The 16691-nt window shown below is 44.6% G+C and carries 16 protein-coding genes; 4 read left to right on the top strand and 12 right to left on the bottom strand.

Annotated elements, in window-relative coordinates:
- Nucleotides 1–10: 10 nt before the first annotated feature.
- The 9 genes from fabG to EV211_RS03740 form a co-directional block, all read right to left on the bottom strand.
- Nucleotides 11–736 carry a 3-oxoacyl-ACP reductase FabG gene (gene fabG, locus EV211_RS03705; RefSeq protein ID WP_133528088.1) on the bottom strand — a complete coding sequence of 242 codons (726 nt, stop codon included), beginning with the start codon at nt 734–736 and terminating at the stop codon, nt 11–13.
- A 193-nt stretch (nt 737–929) separates the two neighbouring features.
- Nucleotides 930–2210 (bottom strand): diaminopimelate decarboxylase, encoded by a 1281-nt coding sequence (lysA, locus tag EV211_RS03710; RefSeq protein WP_133528089.1) that lies wholly within the window; start codon nt 2208–2210, stop codon nt 930–932.
- Nucleotides 2211–2532: 322 nt separating this feature from the next.
- A complete protein-coding gene (locus tag EV211_RS10670; RefSeq protein ID WP_166635359.1) occupies nt 2533–2694 on the bottom strand; it encodes a hypothetical protein in 162 nt (53 codons plus the stop codon).
- A 62-nt stretch (nt 2695–2756) separates the two neighbouring features.
- Nucleotides 2757–3677 carry a S66 peptidase family protein gene (locus tag EV211_RS03715; RefSeq protein WP_166635360.1) on the bottom strand — a complete coding sequence of 307 codons (921 nt, stop codon included), beginning with the start codon at nt 3675–3677 and terminating at the stop codon, nt 2757–2759.
- A gap of 38 nt (nt 3678–3715) precedes the next feature.
- Complete coding sequence (locus tag EV211_RS03720; RefSeq protein ID WP_133528091.1) at nt 3716–4252, bottom strand: spore maturation protein; 537 nt, start codon at nt 4250–4252, stop codon at nt 3716–3718.
- Between the two features lie 15 nt (nt 4253–4267).
- Nucleotides 4268–5050 (bottom strand): nucleoside recognition domain-containing protein, encoded by a 783-nt coding sequence (locus EV211_RS03725; RefSeq protein ID WP_133528092.1) that lies wholly within the window; start codon nt 5048–5050, stop codon nt 4268–4270.
- A 333-nt stretch (nt 5051–5383) separates the two neighbouring features.
- Nucleotides 5384–6274, bottom strand: coding sequence for a serine hydrolase (locus EV211_RS03730; protein WP_133528093.1), 891 nt, complete (start codon nt 6272–6274; stop codon nt 5384–5386).
- Between the two features lie 72 nt (nt 6275–6346).
- Entirely contained in the window at nt 6347–6856 is a 510-nt protein-coding gene (locus tag EV211_RS03735) for a hypothetical protein (RefSeq protein ID WP_133528094.1), read from the bottom strand.
- Nucleotides 6857–7003: 147 nt separating this feature from the next.
- On the bottom strand, nt 7004–7969 hold the full coding sequence (locus tag EV211_RS03740) for a dipeptidase (protein ID WP_133528095.1): 966 nt from the start codon (nt 7967–7969) through the stop codon (nt 7004–7006).
- Nucleotides 7970–8127: 158 nt separating this feature from the next.
- Between EV211_RS03740 and EV211_RS03745 the strand changes: the two genes are divergently transcribed.
- Both EV211_RS03745 and alr read left to right on the top strand, forming a co-directional pair.
- Nucleotides 8128–9330, top strand: coding sequence for a M20 metallopeptidase family protein (locus tag EV211_RS03745; RefSeq protein ID WP_166635361.1), 1203 nt, complete (start codon nt 8128–8130; stop codon nt 9328–9330).
- Nucleotides 9323–10450 (top strand): alanine racemase, encoded by a 1128-nt coding sequence (alr, locus tag EV211_RS03750; protein WP_133528097.1) that lies wholly within the window; start codon nt 9323–9325, stop codon nt 10448–10450. The genes EV211_RS03745 and alr overlap by 8 nt, the downstream gene beginning before the upstream one ends.
- A gap of 52 nt (nt 10451–10502) precedes the next feature.
- Here alr and EV211_RS03755 read toward each other — a convergent pair whose 3' ends face one another.
- Nucleotides 10503–12338 carry a sigma-54 interaction domain-containing protein gene (locus tag EV211_RS03755; RefSeq protein WP_133528098.1) on the bottom strand — a complete coding sequence of 612 codons (1836 nt, stop codon included), beginning with the start codon at nt 12336–12338 and terminating at the stop codon, nt 10503–10505.
- Nucleotides 12339–12460: 122 nt separating this feature from the next.
- On the opposite strand from EV211_RS03755, the gene EV211_RS03760 reads away from it, so the two are divergent.
- Nucleotides 12461–13222, top strand: a complete 762-nt coding sequence (locus EV211_RS03760; RefSeq protein WP_166635362.1) for a serine hydrolase — start codon at nt 12461–12463, stop codon at nt 13220–13222.
- A 32-nt stretch (nt 13223–13254) separates the two neighbouring features.
- On the top strand, nt 13255–14049 hold the full coding sequence (locus EV211_RS03765; RefSeq protein ID WP_133528100.1) for a M55 family metallopeptidase: 795 nt from the start codon (nt 13255–13257) through the stop codon (nt 14047–14049).
- Between the two features lie 1123 nt (nt 14050–15172).
- On the opposite strand, the gene dapF is transcribed toward EV211_RS03765, so the two are convergent.
- Both dapF and EV211_RS03775 read right to left on the bottom strand, forming a co-directional pair.
- Nucleotides 15173–16009, bottom strand: a complete 837-nt coding sequence (gene dapF, locus EV211_RS03770; RefSeq protein WP_133528101.1) for a diaminopimelate epimerase — start codon at nt 16007–16009, stop codon at nt 15173–15175.
- Nucleotides 16010–16027: 18 nt separating this feature from the next.
- On the bottom strand, nt 16028–16450 hold the full coding sequence (locus EV211_RS03775) for a hypothetical protein (protein ID WP_133528102.1): 423 nt from the start codon (nt 16448–16450) through the stop codon (nt 16028–16030).
- Nucleotides 16451–16691: the final 241 nt, after the last annotated feature.

The following is a 16691-nucleotide window of genomic DNA, read 5'->3' on the forward strand; positions in this document are numbered from 1 at the left end:
CTGTGGTATATCATACCACAAAACCCCCATCGATTCCAACTACCTGTCCTGTAATGAATGACGCTTTCTCTGAAGCGAGGAAACTTATGAGCTCCGCCACTTCCTCCGCAGTCCCCAATCTGCAGAGAGGAGTTTCATCCTTCAGGGCCTCTATGTCAGCTTCCGTCAGCTCAGCGTTCATGTCAGTGTCGATGACCCCCGGCGCCACGCAGTTGACCCGGATCCCCGAAGGGCCCAGCTCCCTGGCAAGACTTTTGCCCAGGCCGATGACTGCGGCTTTGCACGCCGAATAGCCCGCCTCGCATGACGCGCCCGTGACGCCCCACATGGACGATGTCAGGACGATGCTGCCCCGCTTGTCGCTGACCATGGCCGGGATCGCCGCCTGAAGAACGTTGACCACGCCGTCCAGGTCCACCCCGCGCAAAGTCTCCCATTGGGCGGCTGTCATGTCGGTAAACAGCCCGATGAGGCTGACGCCGGCATTGCACACGACTACATCAAAGGCCGGCTTGCCCAGGTCTCTGCAGGCGCTTTCTACACATACAAAGGTCTGCTCCCTGTTAGCCACGTCGCACCTGATAGCCATGGCCCCGGTCTCTTTCACCAGGGCTGCGGCCTCTTCAGCGCTTTCTTTGTAACAAAAAGCGACCTGATAGTCTTCCGATATTAATTTCCGTACTGTCGCCCGGCCGATGCCTCTCGACCCGCCGGTGACTAAAGCTGTCTTTTTCATAGGTATATTTTATCACAGTTAGAAGCGCTAATCTACTGGACTTTTGCGAAAAACAGTGGTAAACGCGATTTTAAGGTGAAAACAACATCGCGTTGTAGTTTTAACCTTAAAGTCGAATAACAAAAGGCACAATGAAAATTCTCATTGTGTCTTTTGCCGCTAATTATTTATTTTACCATCCTATTTACAAGGTCTATTTTAGTTCTCTGGATATCATGTTGTCATAAGTCTGATGTTCTACGATCATTCTTGATTTTCCATCTTTGACAAGGGCAACTCCAGGGATAGGATTCTTGTTGTAGTTGCTTGCCATGGAATAACCGTAGGCTCCTGTGGCGAATACTGCGAATGTGTCGCCTGCCTGAGGATGCGCGATCTCTAGATTGTTTATCAGAATGTCACCTGACTCGCAGCACTTGCCGCAGACTGTAACTGTGTCTGTCTTCGGCTCGTTTGCCTTATTGGCGATCACTCCTGTATATTCTGCCTGATAAAGAGCCGGCCTGATATTATCTGTCATGCCGCCGTTTACGGATATATATGTCTTGATGCCTGGAATTTCCTTGATACTTCCAACTGTGTAAAGCATGATGCCAGCTTCTGCGGCAATGCTTCTGCCCGGTTCAATTACTACATTAGGTCTCTCAACTCCGGCATTTTTATAGTAATCCTCGATTTTCTCCATTATCGGATCCAGGAAATAACTATATGGTTTTCTCTCTTCATTTATATATGTGGCGCCAAATCCTCCACCTACATTGATCTCTTTAATGTCGTATCCATAAGCCTTCTTGATTTTCTTTACCAGACCCAGCAATACATCCAATGCCATGAGATATGACTGGTTGTCGAATAACTGTGAACCCACATGGAAATGTAAGCCGTAGAACTCGACATATTTAGAATCTATAGCAGCCTTGATCTGAGGCAATATCACCTCATCATCCATAGGAATACCAAACTTGGAATCCTTTCCGCCTGTAGTGATGTACTTGTGTGTTGCACTCATTACGCCCGGCGTGATCCTGAACAAAACCTTGATAGTAGTGTTGCATTCTCTGCAGGCCTGCTCGATCAGCGACAATTCCTGAGGTCCGTCGATGATGATCCTGCCTATATGATTTTCAACTGCCAGTTTGATTTCATCATAGGATTTATTATTTCCGTTGAACTCGATTCTCTCAACGGGGAAGCCTGCCTTAAGAGCTGTATAAAGCTCGCCTCCGGAGACAACATCTACACACATTCCCTCTTTGTTCAATATATCCGCCATTGCAAGGGTGAAAAAAGCCTTGGCTGCATAAGCCGCTCTGGTCCTCGGGTACTTGTCCATGAAACTTTCCCTGATTTCTGAACATCTGCTTACAATGTCGCTCTCAGAATAGACATATAGTGGCGTGCCATACTTCTCTGCCAGTTCAACAGTATCGCAGCCGTCAAAATACAATTTGTCGTTCTTAATTTCTCTTATCATTTTCTCTCCTTATCAACTTATAGCTCTCCGTTTAATGATTAAAGTCAATTACGGGAATATATCAAGCAAAAATGATGCCAAGCCATAAATAGCCATTTTTCTGATAATTTGCAAGGCTTATCGGTGATTTTCTCTCTTCCGTGTACAAAAATCCATATAAATCGTCCCGATTTCAGAACGGTGTATTCTTGTTAGTGAACTCGCTTTGCTAAAACCAATTAGAGCGTAAAACCCGTATATGAAATTAATCAACACTATTAATTTGGTAGCACGAAAGATTCCTCTCATGCCACCAAATTCAATATAAGCTGATTATATTGTGTTATTTTCTACCTGCCCGAACTTGTCTTATGCCTCGTTTTATAATTACAACAAAACATATCATTATTCCAACAGTACCAATAATCTTAATTGGATTTCCGCTCAAGAATCCTATTATAGATTCAGGTATCCACCATGTAAAAAATGTAATAAAATTATCCACATTATTCTCCTTATTCCATATGTTATTGCATTAGAATTCTCGATAGTAGTTACAGGTAGTGGTTATCTTTCCACCTTAAACTTTATGCTTCTACTACTGGTATCCATTTTGCAGACTGCACCTAATGGTATCGTCATCATTGGTGTGTCGTGTCCTGATTGTATATTATACATAATAGGTACTTTTATATCTTTCAGAATATCTTCGAAATCTTTAACCGGTGTATATTCAGGCATTACCTCATTGCCACAATCAGCAAACTGACCAAGAATAATTCCAGCCACTCCATCATACTTGCCTGCATCCTTCAAATGGTAAGCGTACCGTTCCAAACGAGGTACGTCTTCACCTACTTCTTCGATAAATAGTATCTTCCCTTTCGGTTGTATTTCATATGGAGTGCCGATAGATGCTGATAGAAGTGATAGATTTCCTCCTACTATTGGGGCTTCTGCCATCCCGTCCTTTAATACTTCAATATCAAATCCATTAGTATTTTTAAATTCATAATACTCATCTGCATTAATAGCATCTTTCAAACTTTTTGCTGTCTGTTCATCGTAATCATCTATCATATTTGATGATACCATTGGGCCATGGAAGGTCACCAAATTACATTTTTGGTTAAACAGCAGATGCATGCTGGTAATATCGCTATAGCCCACAAATATTTTAGGGTTGCTTTTGACTATGTCAACATCGATATATGACATAGCACGACTCCCGCCATCGCCTCCCCTGACACAGAATATTGCATCTACATCAGGATCAGCAAACATTTTATTAATCCACATGCCTCTAGTTTTGCCATCGCCAGCCATAAACCCACCGTAATTATCAGAAATATTGTCTGACATTTTTACTGAATATCCAAGCGATTCAATAACTTCTTTACATTTTAATTCTCGTTCTTTGGGAACGAATGAACTAGGTGCAACCAATCCTATAGTATCACCTTTACTTAATTTCTTAGGATATTTCACAAAACCACTCCAATCCGTAGTTACAATTACCTAACATTTTAATACCAAATGATATTAACAACTAATACTGCTGCAATAAATGAAGCCAAATCAGCCATCAATCCAGCTGCTATGGCATGTCTAACTTTAGTAACACCAACACATCCGAAGTACACTGCGATAACGTAAAATGTTGTTTCAGTCGACCCCATTCCTACCGACGCTATCCTACCAATTTGGCTATCAACGCCATACGTTTTAAACAAATCGGCCATCATGCCTTGGGCTGCACCTCCTGAAAATGATCTCATAATCATCATAGGTAAGTTTTCTCCAGGGCATCCTAACAAACTAGTAAGTGGATCAATTATTTTTACTAAAATATCCATTGCTCCAGATTGCCTGAACATGCCAATTGCACATAGCATACATACTAGAAACGGAATAATACTAACTGCAACATTAAATCCTTCTTTTGCGCCTTCGCAAAACACCTCATACACTCTTACTTTTTTACATATTGCGTATAGTGGAATACCGCAAATAACAACCGGTAACGCATATTTGGAAATATAATCCATTATTGTTATAAACATTCTTTACCTCCCTACTCATGCTTCATTTTCAGCTTCATTAACAGTTTCTGTGTCAGTTTCTCCTGATCCAGAATCAGCACTAGCCTTTAATACTGCCAAATGAACTTTTTCTGTTGCTGCAGCAATCTCTTCTTTTGTAGTAGCCTCCCATGGAACATAATAGTTATTAGGAATAAATGAACCTTCTGCTTTTTCTTTAGCTAAAACATTTTCAAGTTTCCACATTTTTGTTTTAGAGAAAATCTTGGCGCAAATGATACCTGTTGCTGTTGAAATAATCGTACATAATAACATAGGCCCAACTACTTCCGTTATGTTTGCCGAACCCGCTGACGATCTAAACGCCAAAACGGTTGTAGGTATGATTGTAACTGAAGAAGTTGAAATTGCTAAGAACATACACATAGCGTCTGTAGCGGTATCTTTAGTTTTGTTTAATGTTTGTAAGTCTCCCATTGCCTTTAATCCAAACGGTGTAGCCGCATCGCCCAAACCAAGCATATTTGCAGCTATTTCCATTGCCATTGAAGCCATTGCTGGATGTTCAGGTGGTACATCAGGGAATAGTCTCTTCATGATTGGCTTTAAAGCATGGCTCAATTTTTGTGTAAGTCCACATTTTTCTGCCACCCTCATTAAACCTAACCAAAATGCCATAATTCCAATTAGACCAAATACTAACTTAACTGCATCGTCAGCAAAATCAAATACTGCTTGCTGCACATCGGCGATCTGACCTGTAAATACACCGCATACTATTGCGATTACAACTAGGCCGACCCAAATAAAATTCATCATTGATAATTCCTCCTATAAACAAATGAATAATAATGAATAAGTAATAACCTATAGTATTTTTATTATGCAATATGTATGCCATATAATATATCAATTATAAACCAGTATTCGCCCATATTTTCATAATAATCTGTCTATGGAATCCTAATATTGGGATTACTCATCCTAGTATTGGGACGAATTCTGCGACAAATTTAACAATCTTAATGAAGTTTTCCCATACAACAAAATACCAGGCTACACATTTATCCAATGGTTGCCTGGCTTACTACTACTATATTATTTTTAGTATAAAATTCAAAAGACTACAGTTTTTCCTAAGACCATCTGTTGCTAAGCATTGTAATACTCATAGACATTCAACGCCATTTCTTGGCATAAGCGTTCTGCCTTTGGTACATCAGTATTATTAGAGGCAAAGCAAAATATGTATGGCTTCTTTGCAAATATAATTCCTACATCATTTGCAATGCCTATGTCTTCTCCTGTTTTGTGTGCAATTGGTATGTTCCTTAAAAAAAATGGTATCTTATATGTAATCTGTTGATTCTGCAAAATCGAGCTCATTTCAAAACTAGCCCTTTGGGAAATCATTTCACCTGTATATAATTCTCTGAAAAAAGCACCCGTTTCCTCAAGTGAAATAACATTCTCCAAGCCCTGATTGCCTGATCCCGTATCAAACATCTTACGGCTTAGTATACTCTTATTAGCATGCTTTGAAGCCATAAAATCATTTATTGCTTCTATCCCTATCACATCTATTAGCATATTGGTTGCAGTATTATCACTAATAAGTATCATCAATTTTATAATATCATCCACTGTTAACTCAAGCCCATCATGCATGCAATTAAGCACACCACTTTCAGGGAACATATCCTCAGTCAAATTACCAGTATTTAAATCCGCCGCATAGTTCTCCGCACACGCAAATGGAACTTTATCTAAGTTTTTTAATGTCACAATACTATCACGTTCAAGTATTCCTTTCTCTATCTGGTCAAAGGCCGCTGCCATAATCCAGATTTTTATTACACTTGCAGATTTAAATAAATCATCAACGTCTCCATTATTATTGCAACCTCTAGTGTTATCTATGGCAACGCCATCGATTACTTCAATTTCATCTCCATCCTCTATTCCTTGCGCGTATATTCCAACATGCCCCTCCAAAGTATAGGTTTCTTCTTTCATTTTTCCTATCAATTTTCTGCTATCCATTATTCCTCACTCTATTACAATTTAAACTAGTTATCACGCCAACATAAAATTAGCGTGTCCGCATGATTTTCATCAGAATGCCTCTTCCTTCATAATCATAAACACCAGCAATAAGTACTTTAATGCATTTATTGTTACAAATATGCACAAGAGTGCATATACCGTTCTGATTACTTTAAATACAAACCCGTACCCGGGCAGTTCTTTATTGTCATTTACAAATTCTATTTTCTTATAGACTAATAACTTGGTAAAACTATCTACACCATTTTTTGAAACTATACCAAATCTAAAAAACGGTATCACCAGCTTAGGCTTTTCATCCTTTTTATAATATAATTGTATACCATTCCTAGTAAAATGAACAAACTTAACTGCATCCATATCAACGTCAACATGTCTGCCAAGCATTTTATTGTGATATGTCAGGGTGTGCTCAGTAAAATCCGTGTAATAAAAGCTATACGCTATTAAGAAAAACGCACATACAATTAGGCATGCTGTGAATAACAGCAAAAAAGATAATGTGCTATAATACTGATCATAATCGCCTATGTGAAATACTTTTATCTCTGTGAACAAAAATATCCTACTTAATGCAAATACTATCAATGAAACCAAGAATAACTGTTTCGACAATGATGTGTAAAAATATCTAATCTCACGCATTAATACTCTTGTATGGCAAATAGCCATACTCTCCTTTCAGTTAAAACAATTAGTTCTGATTTATTTGCCGATAATCTCCTTAATAACGCGCAGTGCGTTCTCGTGAGTAATCTTATCGATTTCATCATCAGTATAGTATTTCTCCATAGCGTTCAGTACCTTGGTAAATCCCGAGTAATCTACAAGTTCGCCTGTAGAATCTATACCGTCAAAGTCCGAACCGAAGCCAATGGCGTTGATTCCGGCTTTATCTGTCATATGTCTCAGATGTTCTATGATCTGATCTATAGTAGCGTATTCCGACCCTTCCTTCAGGAAGGAGCTTTCAAAGTTGACGCCTGCGATACAGCCCTTCTCACCGATGACCTTCAACTGATCGTCAGTCAGGTTTCTCTTATGTCCGCAGAGAGCCTTGGAGCATGAATGAGTAGCCATGAACGGCTTCTTGCTGTACTTGGCAACATCGTAGAAGCCACCCTCTGACATATGTGAAACGTCGATGATCATTCCCAGGTCATTCATTTTGTTCACGACCTCGATGCCGAACGGCTTGAGTCCCTGGGCATTTTCCTTAGGATCGTCGAAGCATGGGAAACCGATGCTGTTCTCATATCCCCACATAAGGGTGATAAGTCTTACGCCCAGGTCGTAAACTTCCTGGATCCTCTCGATCTTGCCGTCAACGAAAACGCCGTCTTCTATAGTCAGGAATGCGGAAAGCATACCTTTTTCAACGTTTTTCTCGATGTCCTCGGCACTGTAAACCTGTGAAATGATGTCCTTGTTATTCTCCATTTCTTCCTTGAAGCAACCATAAATTTTATGGAACAGATCATAAGGATCCATCGTCTTCATTTCAATTCTCGACAGGTAGCAGGCGAAGAACTGGCACATGCCATGATTCTTCTGCATAAGTTCCAGATTCAGATGGCCCTTGCCGCTACGCAGCGATCTCTCATCATGTCTCCAGCATTCGATCATGGAATCGCAGTGCATATCTATTATCTTCATGTCTTTTTTATTCATAATATTGCCCTCCAAAATTTCTTAATTATGTTATACTATGATTAAAAGCAATAATTATGCCAAAGTTCTATCAATGGTGTCTGCACTTATATACTAATATGGCGGCACAAAATTTGCAATACAATATTTATATTTTTATTTTCACCAAAGGAGAGCCTATGAGCATAGATATTGAAAAAATCAAGGCCAGCGTAGACGAAGTCTTCGATGACGTCGTCTCCATACGCAGACATATACACATGAATCCGGACCTGAGCGAGCAGGAGTCCGCAACGGCGGAATTCATTTCAGCAAAACTGGACGAAATGGGGATCCCATACAAGGCCAACGTTGCAGGCCACGGCATAGTCGCTACTATCGTCGGCAAGAACAAAGATAAGGCTGTGGGCATCAGGGCCGACATGGACGCCCTGCCGATCACGGAAGAAACGGGATTGCCATACAGTTCAAACAAGGCCGGCGTCATGCACGCCTGCGGTCACGACATCCATACATCTATATTGCTTGGCACAGCCAAGGTCCTGAAATCTATGGAAGATCAGCTACCGGCCAGCGTTACCCTGCTGTTTCAGCCTTCAGAAGAAACCATCGGAGGCGCTGAGTCCATGATAGAGGAAGGCTGTCTCAAGTCACCTGACGTAAACAGCGTCATCGGTCTTCACATCGACCCGGAAATCGAAACCGGCAAGATATGCATAATCGAAGGCCCTATGAACGCCGCCTCATGTGAATTCGAGGTCAAGGTCACGGGCGTTTCCTGTCACGGAGCTCATCCTGACAAGGGTCTGGACCCATTGCCTCCGGCCTGCGCTATGATCACATCGCTGCAGTCCATAATCACCAGACGACTTAATCCCGCCGAGGCCGGCCTCATAACCGTAGGCCAGTTCCACAGCGGCACCAAGAACAATATAATCCCGGCGGTAACAGAATTCTCAGGAATGCTGAGAGCTTTCACGCTAGAAAACCGCGCCTTCCTTAAGGCTGAACTGGAAAAGGTCTGCAAAGGCACTGCTTCCGCTTACGGTGCCGGTTGTGAAGTTGAATTCTGCGACAGCTACCCGTCCCTGGAAAACGACTCGGAACTCTATGGACTAGTTAAAAAAGCAGGCGAAGATATCCTGGGAACTGATAAAGTACAGCTCCGCGATACGCCAAGCCTGGGAGCCGACGATTTCGCGTATTTCTGTCACGGGAGCCGCGGCATGTACTTCGACATTGGTTGCACAGATAAAGGCGAGAAAATCTACCCTCTTCATAATGAGCATCTCTGCCCAAATGAGGAGTGTATGCGTACCGGCATGCTTGTAGAGATTCTCAGCACATTAAGAATATTAAATAAGGAGTTTGGAAATGACTGATAAGAAAGACGATCAGATCCTCCGCGACACAATTGTCAAAGTAGACCTGGGCAAACTGAAACACAACATGAAACTGATAGAAGATATGGTCGGCCCGACTACAGCCGTCATGGCCGTAGTCAAGGCAAACGGCTACGGACTTGGCGCCGTGGGAATCGCTCCAGCCCTTATGGAGAGCGGTGCATCGTATTTAGCCGTTGCGACCCTCAGCGAAGCCGTAGAACTCCGGCAGAACTACCCAGGCTATCCTTTGTTCATACTGGGGCATACGCCGGACAGGTTGTTGCCGGTAGTAGTAGAACAAAACATAACTCAGACAATTTTTTCCATGGAGCAAGCTAAGATCATGGATGATGCATATGCCAAATCAGGCAAGACCGCCAAGGTCCACATTAAAGTCGACACGGGCTTCCACCGCCTGGGCAAAATGCCATCTCCGGAATACGCAGAAGAAATCTGCCAGATCTGCGCACTAGAGCATCTGGACGTGGAGGGCATATTCACCCACCTGGCTCTGGTAAACGATGAAGAAGATGAGAAGCAGTACGACCTGTTTATGAACTTTGTCGAAAAGTTGGAATCTATGGGATGCAGTTTCAAATACAAGCACATGGCCGACAGCATCGCCTGCGTAGATTTTCCGAAGTACAGACTGGATATGATCCGCCCCGGTGCTCTGATTTACGGAATGCGCGGCTTCCACAAGGGATTTCTTCCTGTGGAGCAGGCAATTTCCTTCAGCACCAGGATCTCGCAGCTTCATCAGGTCAAAGCCGGCGAAGGCGTCAGCTATGACTATATGTGGAAAGCACCTAAGGACAGCGTTATCGCCACACTGCCTTTCGGCTATGCCGACGGCTATCCCCGCAACCTGCGTGACAAAGGTTATGTGATAATCCGCGGAGAAAAGGCACCTCTCGTAGGAGTTCTCTGCATGGATCAGTGCATGGCCGATGTTACTGATATTCCAGGGGTTTCAGAAGGCGACGAAGCCGTGATTTACGGTGACGGCAGCGACGGTTCCATGACCATCGAAGAAGCCAGCAAACTGGCAGGTACCAACAAGAACGATGTGATTGCAAGAATCCCTGCAAGGCCGCCGAGAGTCTATACAGAATAAAATGGCATAATAATACGAGCCCCCGCTTTCTCATGTGGAGGCTCGTTTTATTTTACTTGATTCCGTATTTTTTCAACTTCTCATATAGCACCGTCCTGGAAATATCCAGTTCTTCCATGACAGCCTGCTTATTGCTATTATGCTTCATCATAGAAGTATCTATTATTCTCTTCTCATCTTCAGCCAGCATTTCCTTCAAGGTATTGGCAGTTCCGGCCGTACCTATTCGCAAATGTTCCGAATAAACTATATTGGATTCACAAAGTGTTATGGCCCTTTCAATGGTGTTTTCAAGTTCCCTGACATTTCCCGGCCAGTTGTATGAGAGCATCTTATTCAAGGCGTCTCCTGAAAACTGTTTCATCTCCATGCCATATTCGTTGCATACCCTCTTCAAAATGTGATTTATCAGAAGATAAAGGTCTGACTTACGCTCTCCGAGAGGCGGTATGTCTATTGGGAAAACATTTATCCTATAATACAGATCCTGTCTGAAGGTCCCATTGGCCACCATAAGTTCCAGATTCTGATTAGTTGCGGCTATTATCCTGACGTTAATTCTGATAGGCTTGGATGACCCGACTCTGTATATTATCTTATCCTGCAACACGTGCAAAAGTTTGACCTGGATTTCCAGAGGTATATCGCCTATCTCATCCAGGAAAAGCGTACCGCCGTTGGCCGCCTCAAAGAAGCCCGTCTTGCCTTCATTTTTTGCGCCTGTAAAAGCCCCTCCTACATAGCCGAAGAGTTCGCTCTCGAACAGCGACGGTGCGATGGCGTTACAGTTGACTTCAATAAATGGCGTGCCCGGAGTGCCATAGTCATGTATTTCTTTTGCCAACTGGGATTTTCCAGTTCCGCTTTCTCCTGTAATTATTACATTGAATTTATTCTGCGATGCCTTGTAAGCTAAATATTTCACCTCATTGGCCTGAGGACTCCTGCCTACAAAACTTTTAAAGGCATCTTCCGGAAAGCCTAATTCCTTCTGACTTTCCCTAAGCTGGCCGTCCTCCATCTGCTCGATTATCTCGTTCCTGGCGATCATGAGTTTCTCCAGATTTTCAGCTTCCTGGATTATCAGGAATACTCCGTCATCAGCACCTTCCTCACGCCATGGCACTATGGTGCACACAAATGGTCTCTTATTAATTTCATATATGCTGTTATTAATAATTGTCTCCCGGCCGTCAAGAGCCCCAAACAATTCATCTGATAGTTTGGACTTGTCGAATAGCTCAAGAAACATCTTCCCCGTAACATCGATGTCCTTGCGTTCTACATCCTTAGCAATAAAACCATGCCCCCGCAGAAGGTCTCCAACTGCTTCGTGTCTGACGCTGTAGCCTCTGGCCTGAACGAACTTGATGCTTCCTGTCTTTCCGTCTATGACTACAGTATTGCCAACTGAACTATAGTATTCTATCCTGTTAGGCTGGCCATTGACCGTGATTTCCGTAACTTTGTTAGCTGTATCTATACTGGCCGATATGTTGAATCCGAAATAATTACTGCTTATGCTGACAGGGACCCTTAACTGATGTTCCCTTATATACTTATACTGTGACTGGATCTTCTCGTTATTATAAACTCCTATAGCCAACAGCATATCATCATCCTTGATCTGTTTATCATTGATATTCAGGGACTTCAATTCATCTAATGATAATTCTCCGTCATCGTCACCGAGTTTGTTGTCTGCTATTACTACAATGTCTCCATCTTCAATTTTCCCGGATCCGTGGTTATTATGAGCATCCACAACTATACCGGTGATTTCCTTGGCTATCTGGTTACACATCTGTATGCGTCTGCTTTTATCCACATAAACAAGTCCAAGATTCATATTATTCATAATAAACTCTATCTGACTGCTACTTACCATTAAGGAATCTCCTTTCAATGCACTACTGTACTACATTTTATCATAATTATAAAATAGGTAAAGTTATTTTTATTGTCACGGCATACATTTTGCATATAATATATTTATGGAGGTACAGTGATTTGAATATAATTAAGGACATAAAAAAAATTCCCGGCAGGTCAGGATTGTACTACAAAAATCTGGTCACCAATGAGGTGCTTGCGTATAATGAAACCGAAGAGTTTCACCCGGCCAGTATGATCAAACTGCCGGTGTTCATGGCTATCAGCAAAATGGTGGCTGAGGGCAAGGCCCGCTGGAACGATAAAATCAAAATAACCTATGACGTAAGGGTGCCAAGCTGTGGGGCTTTCAACGCCTTCACCGACGAGCCGGTAGTAGATGTTAAGACTCTTTGCAATCTTATGATAACTATCAGCGATAACACGGCGGCCAATGTGCTGATATCCCATTTCGGTATCGACAGACTCAACGGTGAGTTTGCCGCCACAGGCCTTGAGAAGACCCATCTGGAGCGACTCTTCTACGACGACGAAATGCAGGCAAAGGGCTTCAACAATAAGGCTGTTCCCGCAGAACTCGGCGGACTGCTGGAAAAACTCCACAGGAAAACTTTTGTTAATGAAAAAGTCAGCGACGAGGTACTGGCCGTCCTTTACGACCAGCAGGACAAATGCTACATCCCCGAATGGTTCGAGGACGAGTGCCCGGTGGCCAATAAGACCGGCGGCGCGCGAGGCATCCTAGGCGACGAAGCACTGGTGCAGACCGACAAACCCTTCGTCCTCGTGATGATGTTCAACGAGACCGTGACCCCCGAAGCGGCGGAATTCATGCGCCACGCGGGGAAACAACTGTATTTGAGTAATACCAGCAGATAATTGCTGTGATATAGACGAAGAAAGGAGTCACTATGAAAGTATATTTAAGCGCAGACATAGAGGGAATCAATAATGTAACTGCCTGGGACGAGACGGAGCTCAACCTTCCGGACCATCAGCAGGCTTCGAGGCTCATGACCGACGAGGTCCTGGCCGCATGCCGGGGCGCCATCAAAGCCGGGGCTGACGAGATCCTCCTGAAGGACGGTCACGACTCAGCCCGCAACATAATTATCGACGAGTTGCCCGAGGAGGTCCGCATCATGCGCGGATGGGCCAACACGCCGGAATCCATGATGGCAGCCATCGACAGCAGTTTTGACGCCGCCATTTACATCGGCTACCACGCAGGGGCAGGCTACAACGGAAACCCTTTGTCCCACACCATGGACCTCAGCAATAACTACATCAAAATCAACGGTAGGCGGATCAGCGAGTTTGACATGAATGCCTATGTGGCGGCTTACTACGGCGTGCCATCTGTGTTCATCAGCGGAGACGAGCAGGTCTGCAGTCTGGCAAAGGAGCTCGTGCCTGAGATTGGCACCTGCGGCGTCAAGTACGGCATCGGCAATGCGACCTTCAGTATCGCCCCTTCTCTTGCGTGCAAAAAAATCGAAGCGGGCGTTTGCGCGGCTTTGGCTAACCGCGACAAATGTCTGCCTGTCACGCCGGATCACTTCGACATGGAGATCAATTTCAAAGAGTGCGTCCACGCTCTGCGGTCTTCTTTCTATCCCGGCGCCGAGCAGCTGGACGAGCGCACGGTGCTCTATAGAGGAAAGGATATCCAGGATATGATGGCAGCAAGGATGTTCATGCTGTAGATGCGATGGGACGGAGGCTGCGGATCGCTGGGGCCGACGGCCGCCTATGCGATTGACTTGAGGCCGCGGCGGCTACCGCGGCGCGCAAGTGTTTGGATTGCAGCGGCTACCGCGGCGCGCAAGAATTGGATCAATAATTGACGTGATGTGGCGGATATCGGATTTCAGAAAAGGCTCCGTGCAAGAATCGACTGAATAATTGATTCATTGTGGCGGATACCGGATTTCAGCACCGACACCGCGCAAGAATTGATTGAATAATTGATTCATTGTGGCGGCTTCAGGCCTTCAACGTAGTATTTTCAATGGCTACGCGCCACAATGTCTATGAAATCTTCCCGATTCTTGCGGCTTCGTCCTGATATTTTGGGTGACGCGCCACACCGTCTTAAATAATGCAAGGATCCTTGCGCGCAAGCCCTTCAATATAATTTGATGTGCCACATAGTAATCAAAAACGCAGTGATTCTTGCGCGTGGGATCGGACAGCTTTTTGTCGGGCAACTTGCTATATATCAAGCTAGTCCTGAGGCAACAGTCAATATCACCTAAGTGCCCGACAGAAACCGATTGATCCATCTAATGAATTTACACACAAATCTGACCTTGACAATCAGTGGAGGTCTCTGCGCACGTATTGGGCTGATATCCATAACGATAGTGCGGATTTTTTATTATTGTAAACCAAAATCGCACGTCTTGGCCGAATTCAAGGTGTCAAGGTGCGCGTCAATGGGCTTATTATCCTTAATTGTTATTTAATGGTAGTAAGTCGGATTTAAAACGCACTTTTTATCCTCTACAGCAACTGATAAGTGCGAGGGCAATCGTTGAAATTCCAATATGCGCACCTCCATGCTCTGAGAATCACTAATACGTGCGGAAACCAAATTGGGAACCTGGCAAAACGCACCTTTGTTACTCAATACAGGGCAATACGTGCGAGAACGCACGTATGCGGCCTGATTACCAATAAACAGTGCGCGGGCCGGGCAAGGCAACTGCGGCGACCCGGCCGGGCAAGTCGACTGCGGCGTGCGCGGGCCGGGCAAGACAACTACGGCCCGGCCGGGCAAGCGGCCGGGGCCGTCGCAAAATTCGCGACCTGGCCGAGCAGTCGTTTCTACAGGTCTTCGTCCAGCACTGTCCCTTCGGCGACGAAATTTGTCGGACCGGTCAGGTACACGTCTGTTACTCTGTCTCCGTCTCTTTCAATGGTTATGAAGAGCTCGCCTCCCGGTACCAGAACTTTCACATTGTTCCCGGACACCCTGCCCATGATCGTCAGGGCGGCCACCATGGAACCGGTGCCTGTGCCGCAGGCGTAAGTGAAATCCTCCACGCCACGCTCATAGGTCAGCTCCCTGACCAGATCCTCACCGATAATATCGTAAAAGTTGATATTTGCGCCTTTAGGAAAATCCGGGCTGTTTCGAAGGTCGCGGCCCAGGGTGCGGAGTTTATCACGATCCGCCTTCTCAAGGCCTTCGATTTCAACGGCTGCGTGAGGAAGCGGCGGATCTCCCAGCTCTATATAACTGCAGGCACACTCCTGACCCCCAGCCGCGGTGACATTCTTCACCAGCTGAAGTTTTGTTACATCATTGAGCCTGACCTTGTACTGGCGCTCGGTCTGGCGCCAGCCTTTGACCATGCCCGCGGTGGTTTCTATGTGCTGAGTCTCTCCCGCCAGGCCCCGCTCAAAACCGTACCTGGCAATGCATCTGGCTCCGTTGCCGCACATTTCGCCGAGGCTGCCGTCGGAATTATAAAAGGTCATGCGATAATCGCCGCCGGCCTGGGCCGCATCTACGAGCATCATGCCGTCAGCGCCGATGGAAAGCCGCCTCTGGCACAAAGTCTTCGCCACATAAGACGCCCTTTCCGGCGTGAGGTTTTCTTCTCTGTTGTCGATTATGATGAAGTCGTTACCGGCTCCGTGCATCTTGGTGAATTTCAATTTTTCAGCCTCCAATGATCAATATTTGTGGATTATGTTCTCTACTATCATGTACCAGAAGGCGATGTTGCCCACTACATTCGATGTGGTAGAAATTATACTCACGGCCAGCGGTATGGTAGTCGTGAAGTTCTCGATGACTGCGATCAGAGTCGCGATCACAAAGCATACCAGGACGATGATGTCCGTGGCCATCCTCCGCTTTCTGTGCATGGCGGTCTGGTCTTTGCTGAGGTATGACAGCTCCATGATCACCAGCACAAAAAGCAAAATGGTAAATGCGATCGAAATCACATTGCTGATGTTTATTAGAGTCGTCAGGCCTCCCGTATCAAGGGATGACATGCCAACGGTTACGGTTATTATCAGCAGCACCAGGTTGAGCAGATACGTTCCCAGCGTCACGCGCCTTAGAATTAATGTGTTTTTAGTTTCTTTCATCAGTTTTCCCCCTGTGATTATTTCTATTAAAATATTTTACCACATGCGTTGGGCTCTGACAATTGCCCTTATTACATTGGATAGTGTCAAGTTGTTGTTGGTAATTTGGGTTGACAGTTTCTGTGGCTTTAATATTTTCTACGATGGCGTGACATTCTGTAACTGTCCAAGGCTCTTTAGGACCTGCTGAGTTCCGCTTCCTGTATCGAAGATGCCTCGTATTTTCGCATCGATTATGCTC

This window comes from Aminicella lysinilytica, assembly GCF_004362975.1.
GTDB classification, from domain to species: Bacteria; Bacillota; Clostridia; order Peptostreptococcales; family Anaerovoracaceae; genus Aminicella; species Aminicella lysinilytica.